Annotated in this window: 15 protein-coding genes; 7 read left to right on the plus strand and 8 right to left on the minus strand. The window is 70.1% G+C overall.

Features of this window, described 5'->3' with window-relative positions; all coding sequences use genetic code 11:
* The first annotated feature begins 5 nt into the window (after positions 1 to 5).
* Both ACFFQA_RS31875 and ACFFQA_RS31880 read left to right on the plus strand, forming a co-directional pair.
* The gene (locus ACFFQA_RS31875; RefSeq protein WP_377860377.1) at positions 6 to 4994 is read left to right on the plus strand and encodes a beta-ketoacyl synthase N-terminal-like domain-containing protein; all 4989 of its coding nucleotides are present in this window, start codon (positions 6 to 8) and stop codon (positions 4992 to 4994) included.
* Complete coding sequence (locus ACFFQA_RS31880) at positions 4984 to 5721, plus strand: acetoacetate decarboxylase (protein WP_377860379.1); 738 nt, start codon at positions 4984 to 4986, stop codon at positions 5719 to 5721. Before ACFFQA_RS31875 ends, ACFFQA_RS31880 begins: the two co-directional genes overlap by 11 nt.
* Here the strand turns inward: ACFFQA_RS31880 and ACFFQA_RS31885 are convergent.
* A complete protein-coding gene (locus ACFFQA_RS31885) occupies positions 5706 to 6644 on the minus strand; it encodes a phosphotransferase (protein WP_377860381.1) in 939 nt (312 codons plus the stop codon). The genes ACFFQA_RS31880 and ACFFQA_RS31885 overlap by 16 nt on opposite strands.
* A gap of 132 nt (positions 6645 to 6776) precedes the next feature.
* On the opposite strand from ACFFQA_RS31885, the gene ACFFQA_RS31890 reads away from it, so the two are divergent.
* The 4 genes from ACFFQA_RS31890 to ACFFQA_RS31905 all read left to right on the plus strand — a co-directional run bounded on the left by ACFFQA_RS31890 (position 6777) and on the right by ACFFQA_RS31905 (position 12815).
* Positions 6777 to 7916, plus strand: coding sequence for a L,D-transpeptidase (locus tag ACFFQA_RS31890; RefSeq protein WP_377860383.1), 1140 nt, complete (start codon positions 6777 to 6779; stop codon positions 7914 to 7916).
* 36 nt (positions 7917 to 7952) lie between these two features.
* Entirely contained in the window at positions 7953 to 8840 is an 888-nt protein-coding gene (locus ACFFQA_RS31895; protein ID WP_377860385.1) for an HAD family hydrolase, read from the plus strand.
* Positions 8841 to 9042: 202 nt separating this feature from the next.
* A complete protein-coding gene (locus ACFFQA_RS31900) occupies positions 9043 to 12240 on the plus strand; it encodes a S8 family serine peptidase (RefSeq protein ID WP_377860854.1) in 3198 nt (1065 codons plus the stop codon).
* A 449-nt stretch (positions 12241 to 12689) separates the two neighbouring features.
* Complete coding sequence (locus ACFFQA_RS31905) at positions 12690 to 12815, plus strand: hypothetical protein (RefSeq protein WP_377860387.1); 126 nt, start codon at positions 12690 to 12692, stop codon at positions 12813 to 12815.
* 9 nt (positions 12816 to 12824) lie between these two features.
* On the opposite strand, the gene ACFFQA_RS31910 is transcribed toward ACFFQA_RS31905, so the two are convergent.
* From ACFFQA_RS31910 to ACFFQA_RS31930, 5 genes are read right to left on the minus strand one after another with little or no spacing between them, the layout of a single operon-like run.
* The gene (locus ACFFQA_RS31910; protein WP_377860389.1) at positions 12825 to 13334 is read right to left on the minus strand and encodes a hypothetical protein; all 510 of its coding nucleotides are present in this window, start codon (positions 13332 to 13334) and stop codon (positions 12825 to 12827) included.
* Positions 13335 to 13388: 54 nt separating this feature from the next.
* Entirely contained in the window at positions 13389 to 13520 is a 132-nt protein-coding gene (locus ACFFQA_RS31915; protein ID WP_377860391.1) for a hypothetical protein, read from the minus strand.
* A 1-nt stretch (position 13521) separates the two neighbouring features.
* A complete protein-coding gene (locus ACFFQA_RS31920) occupies positions 13522 to 14076 on the minus strand; it encodes a hypothetical protein (RefSeq protein ID WP_377860393.1) in 555 nt (184 codons plus the stop codon).
* Positions 14048 to 14551, minus strand: coding sequence for a hypothetical protein (locus tag ACFFQA_RS31925; RefSeq protein WP_377860395.1), 504 nt, complete (start codon positions 14549 to 14551; stop codon positions 14048 to 14050). The genes ACFFQA_RS31920 and ACFFQA_RS31925 overlap by 29 nt, the downstream gene beginning before the upstream one ends.
* Positions 14541 to 15275 carry a hypothetical protein gene (locus ACFFQA_RS31930; RefSeq protein ID WP_377860397.1) on the minus strand — a complete coding sequence of 245 codons (735 nt, stop codon included), beginning with the start codon at positions 15273 to 15275 and terminating at the stop codon, positions 14541 to 14543. The genes ACFFQA_RS31925 and ACFFQA_RS31930 overlap by 11 nt, the downstream gene beginning before the upstream one ends.
* Before the next feature lie 71 nt (positions 15276 to 15346).
* Between ACFFQA_RS31930 and ACFFQA_RS31935 the strand changes: the two genes are divergently transcribed.
* Positions 15347 to 15838 (plus strand): MauE/DoxX family redox-associated membrane protein, encoded by a 492-nt coding sequence (locus ACFFQA_RS31935; protein ID WP_377860399.1) that lies wholly within the window; start codon positions 15347 to 15349, stop codon positions 15836 to 15838.
* Between the two features lie 290 nt (positions 15839 to 16128).
* Here the strand turns inward: ACFFQA_RS31935 and selB are convergent, their stop codons facing one another.
* Together selB and selA are read right to left on the minus strand one after the other, a co-directional pair.
* A complete protein-coding gene (gene selB / locus ACFFQA_RS31940) occupies positions 16129 to 17817 on the minus strand; it encodes a selenocysteine-specific translation elongation factor (protein WP_377860400.1) in 1689 nt (562 codons plus the stop codon).
* Positions 17817 to 19100 carry an L-seryl-tRNA(Sec) selenium transferase gene (selA, locus tag ACFFQA_RS31945; protein ID WP_377860402.1) on the minus strand — a complete coding sequence of 428 codons (1284 nt, stop codon included), beginning with the start codon at positions 19098 to 19100 and terminating at the stop codon, positions 17817 to 17819. The genes selB and selA overlap by 1 nt, the downstream gene beginning before the upstream one ends.
* Between the last annotated feature and the right edge of the window lie 14 nt (positions 19101 to 19114).

Here is a 19114-nt window from a genome sequence, read left to right on the forward strand (position 1 = left end):
GCAGCGTGGACATCGCGATCGTCGGCCGGGGCTGTGTGCTGCCCGGCGCGCTCACCCCGGACCAGTACTGGGACAACCTCGTCGCGGGCAGGCAGAGCCTGTCCACCGTGCCGCGGGGCAGGTGGGGTCTCGGTCCACAGTGGGCGATGGCGACTGATACCGAGACCGTTGACCGCAGCTACTCCGACGTCGGCGGGTACGTGCACGGCTTCGAGTCCGTGTTCGACCCCTCCGGCTTCGCGATCGGCGCCGATTCCGTGCTCACACTGGACCCGTTGTTCCAGTGGGTGTTGCACGCCGGCCGCGAGGCACTGCGCGAGTCCGGCCGGGGCACCGCGCCGCCCCGGTCCGGGCTCGTGCTCGGCAACCTGTGCATGCCGCCGGACGGCATGGCGGGTTTCGCCGAGCACGTGCTGCTGGACAGCGTGCCCGCGCTGCGCGGCGAACGGACTCGGCCGGATGCTCGGAACCGTTTCTCGGCAGGACTTCCCGCGCATATCGCCGCGAAGGCGCTCGGCCTGGACGCGGGGTCGTTCGCGCTCGACGCGGCGTGCGCGTCCTCGCTGTACGCGATCAAGCTCGCGTGCGACCGACTGCTCGACGGCTCCGCGGACCTGATGCTCGCGGGAGCGGTCAACCGGGCCGATCAGCTGATCCTGCAAGTGAACTTCGCGGCGCTGTCGGCCACCAGCCGGACCGGGCAGAGCCGTCCGTTCCACCGTGACTCCGACGGCCTGGTGCTCGGCGAGGGTGCTGGGATGGTCGCGCTGATGCGGCTCGCCGACGCGGTGCGGCAGGACGTGCCGATCTTCGGTGTGGTGCGCGGCGTTGGGCTGTCCAATGACGGTCGCACCGGAGGTCTGCTGGTGCCCGCGCAGGACGGGCAGGAGCGCGCGATGCGGCAGGCTTACGAGGTCGCCGGGCTCGCGCCGGAGACGGTGTCCCTTGTGGAGTGCCACGCCACGGGCACCCCGGTCGGTGACTCGATCGAGGTGCGGTCGCTGGCCACCGTCTTCGCGGAGAACCCGGACCTGCCGATCGGGTCGGCGAAGTCCAACCTCGGTCACGTTCTCGCGCCCGCTGGGATCGCCGGTCTGCTCAAGGTGGTCGGCGGCATGCGGGCGGGAGTGCGCCCGCCCACCGTTGGCGCGGAGCGGCCGATCACCGCGCTGGACGGCACCCCGATCCGCCTCGTGACAGAGGCTGAGGAGTGGACCGGGCCGCTGCGCGCCGGGGTCAGCGCTTTCGGCTTCGGCGGGAACAACGCGCATCTCGTGGTGGACGGATGGGTCGAGAACGTCGGAGCCGTCGCCCCGCCCGTGCCGCCTCGTCGCGACGAGCCGGTGGCGATCGTCGCGATCGGAGCGAAGGTCGCCGACGGGGCCGACGCCGAGGACTTCCGCCGGGACGTGCTCACCGGGCACCGTCGACGGACCTCGCGCGCCGAGATCGACCTGACCTTGGCCGGACTGCGCTTCCCACCACGGGACCTGGAGCGCGCCTACCCTCAGCAGCTCGTGGTGCTGGAGACCGCGCGCGAGGCCGTGCGTGACGTGACGCTGCCGCGTGAGCGCACGCTTGTGCTCGTCGGCATGGGAACCGACCTCACCGGCACCAGGTACGGCGCCAGGCTCCGCGTTCCACAGTGGATGGAGGACGCCGGCGCGGACACTACCGAAATCGACGCCTTCCGCGAGGCTTTCGCCGGCCCGTACACCGCTGCGGTTTCCGTTGGTGCGATGCCGAATCTCGTCGCCAACCGGATCAACGCCCAGCTCGATCTCGCAGGCCCGGGTTACACGGTCTCGGCGGAGGAGGCATCGGGTATCGTCGCGCTCGACATCGCTGCTCGGGCGCTGCGGGTCGGTGAAGCGGACGCGGCGATCGTCGGTGCGGTCGATCTGTCCGGCGACCCGGTGCACCAGGCGGCATTGCGCGAACTCGGTCGTGAGACCACGCCCGGTGATGCCGCCGTCGTGTTGGTGCTCAAGCGGCTCAGTGACGCGGAACGCGACGGTGACCGTGTGATCGCCTTGCTGGACGAGTCGGATACTGAGCCTGCCGACCTCGTCGTTGGCGACTCCGGATTGTCCACTGTGGACTTCTTTGGTGAGGCGCATGCTGCTGTCGGGCTTGTCGGTATTGCTGTTGCGGCCACCGCGCTGCGGCATGGCGCGCTGCCTCGTGCTGGTGCTCCGGCGACCCCGGCCGTGGTACGGACCGCTGAGGTCGTGGTGGACCCGCTCGAAGCGGACCGGCGGCGAGTGCGGCTGCGGTCGTTCGGCACTCCGGAGCCTTGGACGGCGGAGGACGGACCCAGCCTGGAGGTCTACTCGGGTCGTGATCGCGCTGAGGTCCTTGCGGCGCTGGAGGCTGGTCGTCGCTCGGACGACGGTCCCGCGCGGCTCGCCGTGGTGGTCGAGGGAGAGCGGGGAAAGGCGATCGAGCGCGCCCGCCGTTGGCTCACCGACACCGGCGTGAAGCCCGCCGGTGTTGCCTACCGCGACGAGCCGCTCACCGGAGAGGTCGCGTTCGTCTTCACCAACGGTGCGGCGGTCTATCCGTCGATGGGGCGTGAGCTGTGGCTCGCGTTCCCGGACGCGGTCGCCAGTGCGTCGGAACGCTTCGGCAGCCCCTTGTCCCTTTCGGACGGACAGCCCGCCTCCGTGATCGAGGACATCGTCGATCTCGGCAAGTTCAGCATGCTCCACAAGGAGATCACCGACTCCCTCGGTCTCCGGCCCAGCGCGGTGATCGGGTACTCCGCGGGGGAGCCGGTGGGGCTCACGGTCATGGGTGTGTGGCCGGACATCACCAAGTGGAACAACGACTTCCGGGAGAACGAGCTCCTCAACGATCTCACCGGCGACTGCCGGGTGCTGCGCGAGCAGTGGCGGCGTGCGGGCATCGAGGAGGACCGGTGGGCCAGCCACCTGGTCAACGGCCCCGCTGCCGAGGTGCGCGCGGTGCTGGCCGACCACCCCGGCGTGCACGTGATGGCCGAGAACGCGCCCGACGTGTGCGTGGTCGGCGGTCCGGAGCAGGCGTGCGCGAAGCTGTTGGCGCGCACCGGACTGCCCGCGATCAAGATCGGCTATCACTTCGCGGCGCACGTGCCGGAGCTGGAGTCGGTGCGCGCGGAGTGGCGAGACTTCGCCACTCAACCGGCTCGCGAGATCCCCGGTGTCCGGTTCTACAGCGGTGCGACCACGGAGTCCTACACGGCGACCTCCGCTCGTGCCGCCGAGGCGGTCAGTGCGCAGGGCGTCAGCACGGTGCGCTTCGCTGACGTGGTCGAGCGCGCGTGGGCCGATGGTGTGAGAGTGTTCGTGGAACTCGGCCCGCAGGGCCTGTGCACGAGCTGGATCCGCCGGACTCTGGGAGACCGTGAGCACCTGGCCGTCGCACTGGACGCACCGGACGGACGGGGACTGCGCCAGTTCGGTTTCGCGCTGGCGGAGCTTGTCGCGGCTGGTGTTCCGGTTCGCGCGGCGGAGTTCTTCGACCGGCTGCGACGCCCGCGCGCTGTTCCCGGCAAGACAGTGCGGTTCCCGGTGCTGTGGAACGAGGTTCGGCTACCGGAGCTGCGATCGGCCCCGGTTTCGGCCCCGACGTCCGCGCCAGTCCCGGCGCCTGTCTCGGCTCCGGCCCTCACGCCTGGCTTGGTGAACCTCGTCATGGCGCAACGGGAGCGACTGGCCGCTGCGCACGCCGCGGTGCTCGCTCAGCACACCGAGACGCACCGGCGGTTCCTCGACCTCCAGACACGGACAACGATCGCGCTCATGGGACAGCCCGTCGTCGAAGCTGGGAAGAAGCTCGTCTTCGACCGCTCCGACCTGTTGCTCCTCGGTGCTGGGCCGGTTTCCCGGGTTTTCGGGCCGCGGTTCGCCGTGCAGGACAACCACCGCAGGCACATCCGCCTGCCGCAGCCGCCGATGCTGTTGTTCGACCGGGTGCTGGAGATGGACGCGGAACCGGCCTCGATGGGCACCGGCGTGATCAGGACCGAGACCGACGTGCACCCGGACAGCTGGTACCTCGACCACACCGGCTACCTGCCGCCCGGCCTGATGGTGGAGACCGGCCAGGGCACGCTGGTGCTGATGAGCTGGCTGGGCGCGGACCTCGGGCACCCCGGCGACCGCAACTACCGGCTGCTGGACGCGGAGCTGACCTATCTCGGCAGTCCCGCGCGAGCGGGCGAGGTCATCAGCTGCGAGGTCAACGTCGACGGGCACAGCGAGTACGACGGGTTGATCATCTTCGCCTGCCGGTACGACTACTGGGTCGGCGAAGAGCTCCGCGTGACCGTGCGCTCCCGCAGCGGCCTGTTCACCGACGAGGCGCTCGCGAGCTCGCCCGGCGTCCCGTGGAACCCCTCGGACCACGTTCCCGCCGCCGGCGCTCCTCTGGACATCCCGGTGAACGCCTGCGCGCCAAGGAAGTTCGGCCCGCAGGAGATGCTGGCCTTCGCCAACGGCAGGGCGGCGGACTGCTTCGGGCAGCCGGAGATGCGGTCGCACACAAGCTCGCCCCGGCTCGGCGGTGAGCGGACGTGGTTGCTGCACGAGGTCACCGAGTTCGATCCGGCGGGCGGGCCGTGGGGGCGTGGCTACCTCCGGGTGGAGACGCCGGTCGCCGACGACGCGTGGTTCTTCGACGGGCACTTCCGCGACGACCCGTGCATGCCGGGCAACCTGATCGTCGACGGCGGGTTCCAGGCCATGGCGTTCTACCTGGCCGCACTGGGGTTCACCGTCGACAGGGACGGCTGGCGCTTCGAGCCGGTCCAGCGCGAGACCTACGACTGGCGCTGTGGCAAGCAGATCACCCCGGCCAACGAGCGCCTGGTGTACGAGCTGTTCGTCGCCGAGGTCAGGGGCGGCGACGAGCCCACCCTGATCGCGGACATCGTGTGCGCGGTGGACGGGGTCAACGCCTTCCACGGTTCCCGGTTCGGATTGACGCTGAGGAGGGGCGATGCGGGCTGAGGAGGTCCTGACGAAGGTGACCACGCCCCTGGCGGCGCCCTCGTATCCCCTGGGGGTGTACCGGTTCACCGACCGGGAGTACCTGAACGTCTTCTACCGCACCGATGCCGACGCGCTTCGCGCGATCGTGCCGGAGCCGTTGGAGATCGTCGAACCGCTCGTCCGCTTCGAGGTCATGCACATGGGTGACGTCGGTGGGTTCGGGCCGTACACCGAGGCCGGGATCGCCGTGCCGGTGCGCCTGGGCGCGGAGAGCGGCGAGTACCTGCACGCGATGTACCTCGACAACTTCCCGGCGATCGCGTGCGGGCGCGAGCTTTCCGCCTACCCGAAGAGCCTTGGCACGGCACGGCTCCTGGTGGACAGCGGGGCGCTGGTCGGGACGCTGGACGTCGGGTCGCTGCGGGTGGCGACGGCGACCATGGGGTACAAGCACCGGGAACTGTCCGAAGAGGACGCGCTTCGGCAGATCACCGTGCCGACCTACATGGTCAAGATCGTTCCTGGCTACGACGCCCGGCCGAGGATCGCCGAGCTCGTGCGCACCCGGATCACCGATGTCACGGTGAAGCAGGCGTGGACCGGGCCCGCGCGGCTCCAGCTCTTCGAGCACGTGCTCGCGCCCATCGCGGACCTGCCGGTGCGCGAAGTCGTTGCGGCCAGCCACATCCTGACCGACCTCACCCTCGCACCGGCGACCCCGGTGCACGACTACGTCAACAGATAGGAGTCCGCCAGCAGGGAGGCGAGGTGCGCCAACGGGGCGTTGGCGTACTCGCTGTCCACGTCGTTGCCCAGCGACCTGATCCACACCAGGGCGCGGGCGACCTTGGCGACCCGGCACGCCAGCTTCACGGACTCCACCAGCTCCGCGTGCGAGGCCAGGTCGGCGAACTCGGCCAAGTAGGCGTCGCGCACCCGTCTGTCGGCTCCTGCGGTCAACGGCATCAGCAGGCTCGCGAACGGGTGCGCCACAACGCTGTCGCCCCAGTCGTAGAACTTCGCCCCCGACGCGAAGACGTTGTTCTGGTGCAGGTCGTTGTGGTCCAGGCTCGGCGGAACCGGATCGGCCGCGAGCCGTTCGCACCAACCACGATAAGTCTCACCGAACTCGGCCAGCCGGGTGAAGGTCGCCCGTTCGTCCTCACTGCCGCGCTGGTCGACGTAGTCGCTGACCGCGTCCATGGCCTCGGCGAACCTGGTCGGCATGATCTCCGCGCGCATGTCGGTCACGCCGACGGCCAGCAGCGCGTCGACGTGCGGGGTGAGGTCTCGTTGGAGTTTCCCGTACCCCGCAAGCACCTCCGCGAGGTCACGTGAGGTGCCGTTCATGGTCGGCCCGCCGTCGGGCAGCAGCATCCAGCCGCGTTCGACGTCGACGGCGATCGGGGTGAGCACCCGGTCCGGAGTGAGCTCGTGCAGCAACGGGTACAGCGCGGCCTCGAACGCCGTGCCGGGGCCGCATGCCTTGAGCCACACCACACCTTGGTCGGTCTCCGCGCGGAGAACCGTTGCCCACGAGCGCACCCGTGGCTGTTCGACCTCGCCTATCCGCGTGATCCCTGCCGAGGAGAGCCGGTCGTCCAGCCAGGAAACGGCTTGTCTTCGCCATTTCTCGCTCGACCAGACCGCGACACCGTGCTCGTTCATGGGAGAACGGTAGTACCGCGCACGGGAAGTCTCGTACCCAGTGAACCAGGAATGTGTGCGCTGGGTCACTAGAACCTCGTGTGCCGTGTCGCGTCATGTCAATGGAAACCTCAACAGCACAGGGAGAACCCTATGGCGGGAAGCCGGTTCTTGGTGGTCGGGTTAGCCGTTGCGGCACTGGCACTCGGCGTGTGCGGCAGAGGCTATGCGACACCACCGGCCGGGCAGGCCCAACCAGCGGGCAAGGTCGTGGTCGAGCCTGCCGACAACGCGACCGATGTGGCTCCCGCCGCCCGGTTGCGGGTCAGTGTCACCGACGGCGTCCTCGGCGACATCAGGCTCACCGAGTCCGGCGGGCGACGGCTCAAGGGCAAGCTCTCTGAAGACATGCGCAGCTGGACCGCGACGGAGAAGCCGGACTTCGACAAGGACTACAGCTACTCCGGCACCGCGACCGACGCCACCGGTTCGCCGCTGACGGTCTCGGGCACCTTCCGCACCGCCAAGCCCCGGGTGCAGGTCACCGTCAGCCCCCGCGTCGACGAGGGCGGCACCTACGGCGTCGCGCAGCCGGTGTGGCTGGTCTTCCCGGCCGGGGGCATCAAGCAGAAGTACCGCCCGGGCATCGAGAGGTCCGTCTCGGTCGAGTCCGAGCCGAAGACCGAGGGCGCGTGGGCCTGGATCGACGCCGAGAACCTGGTGTGGCGACCCAAGGAGTACTGGAAGCCCGGTACGAAGGTCACCATCCGCAGCAGTCTGCGCGGCGTGCACTTCGGCAACGACGCCTACGGCAGGAACGACTTCACCAGGAACATCACCATCGGCCGCCACCAGCTCGTCCGTGCGGAGACCGACTCGTACCGGTTGATCGTCGAGCGGGACGGCAAGCGGATCCGCAACTACCCGGCCAGCTACGGCCTGGACTCCGACCCGGACCTCGTCACCAGGAGCGGCCGGTACTTCATCATGTCCAAGCACGAGATGTACTACATGAGGCGGTTCGACTTCGAGGCGTTCTGGTCGCTGCGGCTGTCCAACCACGGCGAGTTCATCCACGCCAACCCGGGCACCGAGGGCCACCAGGGCCGCAGGAACGTCTCGCACGGCTGCGCGAACCTGTCGATGGCCGACGCCGAGGACTACTTCCACATCGCGTTGGTGGGTGACCCGGTTCTGGTCACCGGCTCGCTGATCGAGCTGCCGGCCAAGGGAGCCGACTTCTGGGCCTACCCGTGGGACACGTGGCGGTCGCTGAGCTCGCTCAAGGGCTAGGAGACCGGGCCGCGAGGAGTCCGGATACGCTGTGGCATGGAGAAGGCGGTGCGCATGTCGGTGCGGGAACCTGTTCGGGGACCGGAGCTGGAACGGCTGGCCGCGATGGCCGGAGCCGCATCGGCCGAGGCCGCGGTGGCCGCGGCGGGGCCGGGTCAGGACCTCACGGCCGCCGCGTTCTTCGACGTGGACAACACCATGATGATGGGCGCGTCGATCTTCCACTTCGCCCGCGGCCTGGTGGCGCGCAAGTACGTCTCGGCGACGGAGCTGTTCGGTTTCGCGTGGAAGCAGCTGAAGTTCCGGGTCGGTGGGCGCGAGGACCAGGCCAGCATCGACTCCAGCCGGGACCAGCTGCTGTCCTTTGTGGCCGGTCGCACGGTCGAGGAGCTGTCGCGGGTCAGCGAGGAGATCTACGACGAGCTGATGGCCGACAAGATCTGGCCGGGCACCAGGGCGCTCGCCCAGCGGCACCTCGACGCGGGGCAGCGGGTCTGGCTGGTCACCGCGACCCCGGTGGAGCTGGCCTCGATCATCGCGAGACGGCTCGGCCTGACCGGCGCGCTCGGCACTGTCGCGGAGAGCGTCGACGGTGTCTACACAGGACGGTTGGTCGGCGGCCTGATGCACGGCCCGGCCAAGGTGCACGCCGTGCGCGCCCTCGCCGCCCGCGAGGGACTGGACCTGCGGCGCTGCACGGCCTACTCCGACTCGGAGAACGACGTGCCGATGCTGACGGCGGTGGGCACGCCGGTCGCGGTGAACCCGGACTCCGGCCTGCGCCGCATCGCGCGGGCGAAGGGCTGGGAGGTCCAGGACTTCCGCACCGGCCGCAAGGCGGCGCGCATCGGGGTGCCCTCGGTCCTCGGGGCGGGAGCGGTGATCAGCGCCGTCGCCGCCGGTCTCGCCCGCTCCCGCCGCTGACCCCTCCCACCGTCGGCGGCACCGCTCGGCGACGGCGCGATGGTCGACGGTCACCTGGAGGACCCCGAGGTGGACCGTGCGGATCTCGCCACTGTTTTCCCAGCTCGTCTCGAATGACGTGACGGAAAGTAGCGGATCTGTAACGGTCCACCGTGCGGCCGACGACGTACCCGTCGTGAGAAGGACAGGACACTTGTCGCTGGTGGTCCTCGCGGTGCTCGCCGGCACGTGCCCGGCCGTCGCCGCACCCACCTCGCCGGAGGCGACTGCGGCGGACGCCGGCTCCGTCACGCTGGTCACCGGCGACCGCGTCCGGCTGCTGCGCCAGGCCAGAGGTGAGACCGGCGTGGTCATCACCCCCGGTCCGGGGCGGGAGCACATCGGCTTCCTGCGGGAGAGCGGTCCTGGCCCCGCCGACGTCTCGGTGATCCCCTCCGACGCGAGCGCCCTGGTCGCCGAGGGGCGGGTGGACCCCCGGCTGTTCAACATCACCGAGCTGACCCGTCAGCGGCTCACCGACACCGCGCCGACGCTGCCGCTGATCCTGACCTCGGCGTCTTCGGCACCCGGCGTCGCCAAGGTCCGCGACCTGCCCAGCGTCAACGGCACCGCCGTGCGACAGGACCGCGGTCGCGCCAGGGACTTCTGGACCTGGATGACTCGGTCCACCCCGGACACCCGGCTGTGGCTGGACGGCGTCGCCAAGCCCGCGGTCGACGCCAGCGTGCCGCAGGTCGCGGCGCCCGTGGCGTGGCGGTCCGGGCTCACCGGCAAGGGTGTCACGGTCGGCGTGCTCGACTCCGGCATCAAGGCCGACCACCCCGAGCTGGCCGGGAAGGTGGTGGAGGCCAAGGACTTCACCGGCACCCGGCCGGACGCCGGTGACGACCTCGGCCACGGCACCCACGTCGCCGGGATCATCGCGGGCGGCGGCCAGCGGTACCGGGGCGTCGCCCCGGACGTGACGCTGGTCAGCGGCAAGGTCTGCGTGGACTTCGGTTGCCCGGACTCCGCGGTCATCGCCGGGATGGAGTGGATCGCACCGAAGGCCAAGGTGGTCAACCTCAGCCTCGGTGGCGGGGCCACCAACGGCACCGACCCGGTCTCCCAGGCGCTGAACCGGCTCTCCGCCCAGTACGGCACCCTGTTCGTCGCGTCGGCGGGCAACGACCGCAACCTCGACGGCGCGGACCCCACGGCCTCGGTGACCGCTCCGGCCGCCGCGGACGCGGCGCTCGCCGTCGGCAGTGTGTCCAAACAGGACACGACGAGCGTGTTCTCCCCGCGTGGCCCGCGCATGGGCGATCTCGCGGTCAAACCCGACATCGCCGCTCCTGGAGGCGAGATCGTCTCCGCCCGCGCGCCGGGTACCCGCGACGGCGACCTCGCTCCCGTCGACGAGCTGCACGCGACGCTGTCCGGCACGTCGATGGCGGCCCCGCACGTGGCGGGCGCGGCGGCGATCCTCGCGCAGCAGCACCCGGACTGGAAGGCCGACCGGCTCAAGCCCGCGCTGACCGGCTCGGCCAAGCCCACGGCGGACGCGCTCGAACAGGGAGCGGGCCGCCTGGACGTCGGCCGAGCGGTGACCCAGCAGGTGAGCGCGGCTTCCGGCGGTGTGAGCTTCGGCTTCCTTTCCTGGCCGTACAAGCGGTCCGAGCCCAAGACCGTGACCTACCGCAACGACGGGGCGGCCCCGGTCACCCTCGACATCGCGGTCACCAGCGGCCCGTTCACCCCGACCACCCCGAAGGTCACCGTGCCCGCGCACGGCACGGCCACGGTCGGTGTGTTGGCTGATCCGGCGGGCAAACCGGCAGGGAACCACGGCGGCAGGCTGACCGCGACCGCGCCCGGAGTCGTTGTGCAGACGGCACTCGCGGTGGCTCTGGAGGGTGAGAGCTACGACGTGAAGGTCCAGCTGATCAGCCGCACCGGCCGCCCGAACGGCAGCACAGCGAAGGCGGTCAACACCGAGACCGGTGCCGCGTACGGCATCCGCCCGTTCGGCCCGGACGGCATCGGCGTAGCCCGGCTGCCGAAGGGCCGCTACGACATCAACGCCTTCGACGTGTCCGACGACCCGGCCAACAAGGCCCAGCCGCTCGCCGTGACCGCCCTGTCCAAGCCGGGAGTCGTTGTCGGCCGCACCACCTCGGTCACGCTGGACGCCAGGCCCGGCAAGCCGATTCGCGCGATCGTCGACCGCCCCGGTGCGAAGTTCCGGTTCGGCCAGGTGGCGTTGCTCTCCGGCAAGGGCGACCGGATCAGTTCGCTTGGCTGGACAGCGAACCCGTCGCACCAGCTCTACGCGGTGGAGACGGCGTCGAGGGTCACCGACCACACCTATGCCTTCACGTTCCGGGCGGGGCTGGACGATCCGTCCACCTCGTCGGTCTACCAGCTGGCGTTCCTGGAGCGCGGGCGCATCCCCGGCAACACGACGTACGTTTCGCATGACCGGGACCTGGCCCGGGTGGAGTCGCGGTACTACGCGCAGGGCGCGCCTGTGCGGGCCCTCCGGGCCGACTACGCGCGACTCGCCGTGCAGGAGCCGGGAATCGGTGTGTACGAGACCTACGACCACGCGCTGCCGAGCAAGCGGACGGAGTACTACACCGCGAACCCCGACGTGACGTGGCGGCACGTCCTGGCGACCTTCCCCGTCGGAGCGGCGGACTCGGAGAACACGTGGTCCTACCGGTCCTACAAGCCGGGGGCCTACCAGGTCGGGTGGAACAAGGCGGCCATGGGACCGGCGTTCGGCAGCGCCGTGGATGGCTGGGCGGTCCACCGGGCGGGCGACCAGCTGTCGGTCGGCCTGCCGCTGCTGTCCGGCAGTGAACCGGACCAGTACACCTCACCGCCCGAGGCGATGACCGGCAGGATGACGCTGACCCGTGAAGGCGGCGCTCCGGTCACCAGCGAAGGCGCGGGATCGGCGAGCTTCACGATCCCCCCGACTCCGGCGAAGTACACCTTGCGCGCCGAGGCGAACCGTTCTGTCTCGTGGTCGGTGATCGGGACGAAGGCCGACGTCTCGTGGACCTTCACCGAACCGGGGTCCTCGGCTCCCGCGGCTCCGCTCCCGCTGATGGTGGTCCGCGCCAGCGGCGAGGTCGACGACCAGAACCGCGCAGTGGGGCGCATCCACCCGCTGTCCCTCCTGGTCCAACGCCAGCCAGGAGCGCCAAGAGGCGATGTCGCGGCGCTCACCCTGGAGACGTCGTTCGACGACGGGGCGAAGTGGAGCGCGGTCCCGGTTGTCCGCTTGGGCGACCGCGGACTGGCGGTGGTCCACCACCCTGAGGGCACGGGGTTCGTCGCGCTCCGCATCACCGCCAGGGACACCGCGGGCAACTCGGTCACCCAGACCGTGCACCGCGCCTACCGTTTCTAGGCCGTCCCGCAGGTGGGCCCATGACCCCGCGCCCGGTTTCGCGTTGTGGGTACTTAGCGCGATTTGGGAGCGTTGTCTTGCGCGCTAAGTTGCCGCAACGCGATGACCGTGGCCGTGCCAGTCGGCTGGCTCGTGCACACGGCGGCACGGGTCGGCGTCACTCAGGCCGTGCACCGCGCCTACCGTTTTTAGGCCGTCCCGCAGGTGGGCACATGACCCCGCGCCCGGTTTCGCGTTGTGGGTACTTAGCGCGATTTGGGAGCGTTGTCTTGCGCGCTAAGTTGCCGCAACGCGATGACCGTGGCTGCGTCAGTTGGCTGGCTCGTGCACACGGTGGCGCGGGTCGGCGTCACTCAGGCCGTGCACTGCGCTTACCGCGCGTCTAGGCCGTCCCGCAGGTGGGCCCACCACCCCGCGCCCGGTTTCGCGTTGTGGGTACTTAGCGCGATTTGGGAGCGTTGTCTTGCGCGCTAAGTTGCCGCAACGCGATGACCGTGGCCGTGCCAGTCGGCTGGCTCGCGGACACCGCGGGCAACTCGGTCACCCAGACCGTGCACCGCGCCCACCGCGTCTAGGGGCGGTGTTCAGGAGAGGTACAGGCCGAGCAGGGTGATCACGAACGCCACGGTCATCAGGATCGCGAGCGACCGGGCGTGCTTGACCCACTCGTGGTCCCACTCGCCGTCGTTGCCGTAGCGCAGGTTCGACGCGGTCATCAGCGCCCGGCCGATGCCGAAGCCGACGCCCGCGCACAGCGCCGCCGGGAACGAGGCGGTGAGCAGCACGACCAGGCCACCGACGTAGGGCAGGCCGCTCGGCAGGTAGGTGCGCACAGCCGTGCCCATCTCGACGCCGAACTGGAGCGGCCCGAGGTGCCTGCCCAGCCTGAACACGCTCTCCGGAACCAGGCGGCGGTTCTCCGGCAGGGTGAACCGCACCAGGCCGAAGTCGCGCAGCAGCACCGCCGTCAGCGCCACCGCCACGATCGTCCAGCGGGCAGCGTCGGGCAGTGGCGCTCGGATCAGCGATCCGACCACGACCAGTGCTGTTGCCGTCAGCATGCCGCCGACGACGAGACCGGCGCAGAACGCCACTGCGGGAGAACCTCGCCAGACCGGCGAGCTCAGCACGGAGGCCGAGTTCTTGCTTCAAGTGGAGCCGCTGGTGGCGAAGCCCGACGCCGCGCCCATCAGCAGCCACATCGAGGGGAGCAGCCAGGCAGCCCCGGCAACCGTCGTGAGCACGATGCCCACGGCGATCGTCAGGGGGTGCCACCGCATGTCAGGCCCGGCAGATCGTCAGGTAGGTCTGGCCGTTGTGCCCGCCGCCCCAGAACGTGGTGAAACCGTCCGAGCACCGGTAGACCCGGCCGTCGGGCGTAGTCCACTTCCACGCGTTCTTCGTGGTCGTGGTGCCGCACGCCGTCGAGGTGGGCGCGTGGTCGGCTTGCACGCCGTTCTCGTGCCACGTGCCGTACTTGTGCCAACCACCGTCGCAGAAGTTGCTGCCGCGCCAGCTGCCGTTGAAGCACGCGCCGTAGGTGTTGACGAACTCGCCGCTGGTGTCGCCCTTCTCGTCGTAGCCGACGGGATAGGCGTCCTTGCAGTCGTTGCGGTCCCACCCCTGCATGCCGTTCTTGCCGATCTCCGCGCGCGCCGTCTTCGGTCCGCCCGACCAGCTCAACGCCGTGGTGCCCAACGTCATCGCGCCCAGCGCCATCGCCTTGAGCACGGTCCGTCTGGTCCCGCTGACCTTGAGCTCGGACAACGCGCGGGTCGGCGTGGCGCCGGCGGGTGCCTGGTCGTGGTCAGGAATCAGATCGAGCGTCAACGACACCGATGGGTCCCTTCAGTTCGATCCAGCTGTCGAGTTCGTCGATCCGCACGGGCAACGTCATCCTGCGCACCACTCCGGCGCCGTCGACGTTCATCAGTACAGGAGGGGACAGGTGGGAGATCGCGCGCCAGGCCTCGCGGTCGCTGATGACCCGCAGTCCGTCCGCGACCTCGCTCCACACCGCGGGCGACTCGTGGGTCAGCAGCGTGGCACCGGGAGCGCGCTCGGCCAGCTCCGACACCACGTTCAGGCACAGCGGACAGCCCGAGTCCACGGCCGCGACGACCGGTCGGCTGGTGCCGTCGGCGAAAGCGCCGCCCAGGGTCAGGTCCGGCTGTGCCGCGGCGAACCCGTCCGGGTTGCGCAGCACGATCGCGCGCAGCAGGCGGACCTCGCGCAGCGTCGCGGCCAGGCCGAGGAACAGGACGACGATCGCGGCCCAGGTGATCAGGTCGAAGGCCAGCTCAGCAGACAACGTTCGCCTTTCCGTCCGCATCGCCCCAGGACACGTTGAGCTCGTTGAGCCAGTCCAGGCGTTCCTGCTCGGTGGTCGCCGCCGACTCGGTCAGGTGCACCTCGGCGACCCCTCGCGCGCAGCCGAGGATGAACGCATGATCGCTGGTCTTGGCGGATCGGGTGACGCCGGGGTAGGCGGCCTTCCAGACCTCGCCGTGCACCGTCGGAGCACCCGCGTGCTTCGGCGCGAGCGCGCTCGCGTGGTTGGGGCCGGGGATGGACATCGACCCGTAGTCCTTGACCACCACGACAACCTGCTCGGACATGGTGTCCAGCAGCGTGGCGGAGCGCGGCCGCACGACCATGCCGCCGACGTGGTCGGTGATGAGCAGGGAGTTGAAGAGCGCGAACACCCGGTCCCGCTTGGGCGCCGGACCGGCGAAGACCGTCATCAGCTCGTGGTAGGTGCCGATCAGGGTGGCCACTGAGGACTCGCGGTTGTCCGCCTCGGCCACGAGCACTTCGCGGCCGTGCACGACCAACCGCTCCCGCAGCTTCGCCGGGGCGACATGGGTGCACGCGAAGTCGTGGTAGCCGCGTGGTCCGATCTGGAACCCGGTGCCGTAGGACCCGCCTGCGAATCGGACACCAGTGACCACACTGGACACAGGGGCGGTTTCGGGCAGGGTGACCCGTACCTGGCCGCCGCTAGGTGCGATCAGGTCTATCTGCTGTTGAGCCACTCGGCCTCCTCACAACCACGCCAGATATCGATCACCGACTGTGAGCCGTTACGTGCACTACGTTGCGTGACGTGTTCCCCGAATTGGCAAGTGCTGTCGCGGCCGCCGCCGCGGCTCTGTTGGTATTTGCCGGAGCGGCCCACACGCGTGGCCGAACGCCCCTCCGGTCGGTGCTCCGTGTCCAGGCCCTCCTGCCGCGCCGCATGTGGGGACCGGTGGCGGCGGTGTTGGGCCCGGTCGAACTCCTGGTCGGCACGACCGTTCTCGTGACCCTGCTGCTGGCTCCGCCTGTCTTCGGGGTCGCCGCCGCGATCCAGGGCGCTGTGTACTCTCTGTTCACCATCTACCTGTGGATCCTGCGGAGCCGGCGGTCGTCCGCTCCGTGCGGCTGCTTCGGTGGCGATGAGCCGGTGACGTGGTTCGTGGTGACCCGTTCGGCCGTCGCGGCGCTGGGGTCGTTCGCGGTAACGGCCGAGTTGCCGTTGCTCGCACGGGCGTTGTGCCTCGCGGGCGGTTTCGTGCTCGCGATGATCGCGTGGCTGTACCCGATGCTGACGCGCTAGGACCTCGGCCCCCCCCAGTCGAGGTGGCGACCCGACTGCCGGTTTGCGCCTGCTTTTCCCGTCATGGGTACGCAACGGGGTTCGGCGCCGACCCAGGAGGGCTTACAGGGCACCGACGAGGTGTGTTGTCCCAACACGCAAGGCGGCGGGTTGACCCAGCGCCGCGCTGCGCTGCGCGCTGGCTGGCCTGGTCGGACTTTTCGCGTTTTGTAGGCTTAATGCGAATTGGGAGCGCTCTTTCGCGCATTAAGCCTACAAAACGCGAACCAGGGGCACGCGCAGGAGGCGAACTAGGGGCACGTGCGGGTGCTGTCCGCCAGGCGCTCGGTCACACCCATGCGGTCGAGCATTTCGAGCAGCGGCACGGCGACGCGACGCGTGGTCCGCAGTGCCTGCCGTGCCTGGCTCAGCGTGAACGGCTGGTCCAGCCGTGCCAGGACCCGCCGCGCCAGCTCAACCGTCCCGGGCAGCAGGAACACTCCGTCGGCCACCTTCACCAGCCGTCCCGCGCGCACGGCCGCCGCGAGCTCCCTCGTGCCGAGCCCCAGCTGCGTCAACCGCTTCGCCTCTGGTGCCACGAACGGAGTCGCACGGAGGTCTCGGCTCAGTTCGGCCAAAGCCGTCTCGACGCGCTTCGGCAGCGCGACGCCGCCAGGGCGCTGAATCCGCCCGCCGACGATCACCAGGCCCGCCTCGGTGACCAGCTGGCCGATCAACGCCGCAGGCACCTCCAAGCGTTGGAGTGCCGCCGCCACGGGCATTCCCGGCTGCAACGGCGGCCAGTTGTCCACTTCGGACACCAAGCGTCCACGAAGGGCTTTCCAGTGCGACGGGTCCACCTGCCACTCAGCGTCGCCGTAGGGCAGTCCCATCGCGCGGAGACGGTCGCGGTGCACGAACTTCCGTTGCAGCCCGGCAGGTGTGGACGAGGCAATCTCGCTGGCCCGCGCCCGCGCGGCTCCCCGACGCTTCAAAACCGGGGGATCGAGATCGACCACCGAAGCCCCGGCGAGAACCGAGCCACGTCCTGGATCGCGAAGCAACACCCGATCTCCGATCCGCAAAGGCAGCGGACGGGACAACGACAGCCGGGCGGCGAGCGTCCCCAGTGGACGGACGTGGACGGGAACCGCTGACGATCCGATGTGCAGCATCATCTGCGAAGGCAGCTCGGGCGGGACTGTGACGTCCACAGTGGAGCTCATCAGCCATCGGCCCGGAGTCAGCAGCGCATCGCCTCGACTCACCGAGTCGCGCTCCACGCCACGTAGGCTCACCGCGACCCTGGCCACCGCTGGCACCAGATCTTGCTTACACCCCAAGGTTTGCAGTCCGCGCACAGTAACCGATGAGTCGTGTAGCAACAGTTCGTCGCCAACACGCAGGGTGCCCGCCGTCAGTGTCCCGGTCACGACCGTGCCCGCGCCGCTCACGCTGAACGAGCGGTCCACCCACAGCCGCACATCGGCCGACGTGTCGGGTGGTGGGAGCGCCAGGGTGGACAGAGCCGCGCGCAACGAGTCGAACCCCTCGCCGGTCGCGCCACTCACCACGACGTGGGGAATCGACGCGAGCGAGCTCTCCGCCAGGCGCCGCTTGGCTTCCGTGAGCGCGGGTTCGGGATCAGCGAGGTCGGAACGGGTGATCACCAGCAGGCCGTGCTCGATGCGCAACGCGTCCAGCGCGGCCAGGTGCTCGGCTGACTGGGGCATCCAGCCCGCGTCGGCCGCCACCACGAACATCACCGCCGGGACCGGGCCGACACCGGAGAGCATGTTCGGCACGAACTTCTGGTGGCCCGGAACATCGACGAACGCGATCTCCTCACCGCCGGGCAACGTGGTCCATGCGAAGCCGAGGTCGATGGTGAGCCCACGACGCCGCTCCTCCGCCCACCTGTCCGGTTCCATCCCGGTCAGCAGGCGCACCACAGTGGACTTGCCGTGATCGACGTGCCCGGCGGTCGCGACGACGCGCATCAGCCCAGAACCGCGTCGAGCAGCTCGGAGTCGTCGGCCGGTGCGACCGCGCGCAGGTCGAGCAGGCACCGACCGCGTTCGAGGCGGCCCACCACGGGAACATCGCGCAACCGCAAAGGTTCCCCGTACTCCTCGGGCAGGCTGACCGCCGCGGAAGGCAGCTCGACGCCGGGGGCCCCGCCGCCGCCAACGGCAGCAAGGCAGCGGACCGCTTCGGCATCTACACCGGCGTCGGACAGCTTCGCGGCCAGGGCCGACGCGCGGGCGAACAGATCGTCGGCGGAGGCTTCGAGTGCTTGGCGCACAGGGGGAAGCGGACCGCGAAGAGTCGCTTCCAGAGCGGCCAGGGTCAACTTGTCCACGCGAAGCGCACGCGCCGCCGGATGGCGGCGAAGCCGCTCCACGAGCTCGGCGTCGCCGAGCAGCAGACCCGCTTGCGGGCCACCGAGCAGCTTGTCACCGCTCGCGGTGACAAGGCTCGCCCCGGCGCGGAGCGCACTCGCCGCATCAGGTTCCTTGGGCAGCAACGGATGCGGCGCGAGCAGCCCGGAGCCGATGTCGGCGATCACCGGGACTCCGAGCGTCGTCAGCTCCGCAATGTCCACTGTGGACGTGAACCCCGTGACCTCGAAGTTCGACGGGTGCACCTTCAACACGAAACCCGTGTCCGGCCCGATCGCGCAAGCGTAGTCGCGCAGGTGCACGCGGTTGGTCGTGCCGACCTCGTGCAGCCGTGCGCCGGTGGAGCGCAGGAGCTCCGGTATGCGGAAGCCGTCACCGATCTCGACCAGCTCCCCACGGCTGATCACGATCTCTCGACCCGGTGCCAGTGCCAAGGCGCACAACAACAAAGCCGCCGCGTTGTTGTTGACCACGTGCACCCCGCCCGCGTCCGGCACAGCATCGGCCAAGGCCGCGAGCGCGCCGCGTCCGCGCTTCGCCCGCGCCCCCGTCACGAGGTCGAACTCCACGTCCGTGGTGCCTGCCGCTTCATCCACCGCGGCGCGGGCCGCCGGGGACAACGGCGCGCGGCCGAGGTTGGTGTGCACAACGACGCCGGTCGCGTTGATGACCCGCCGCAGACTCGCCGCCAGCCGGGGGAGCGCGGCCACGGCCACCTCGCCCACCTCGGACGGCTCGATCTCTCCAGCTCGCGCGCGTCGCTGTGCGGCCACGACCGCGGCTTTCACCGTCGCGACGCCAAGTGCGCGCACGGCCTCGGCCAGGCGCGGCGATGCCAGGAGGGCGTCGGTTCGCGGGATGTGCCGCCGGGGGTCGGTCATCGCGCGGCCGGGAC

Source organism: Allokutzneria oryzae (assembly GCF_042429765.1).
Taxonomy (GTDB): Bacteria; Actinomycetota; Actinomycetes; order Mycobacteriales; family Pseudonocardiaceae; genus Allokutzneria; species Allokutzneria oryzae.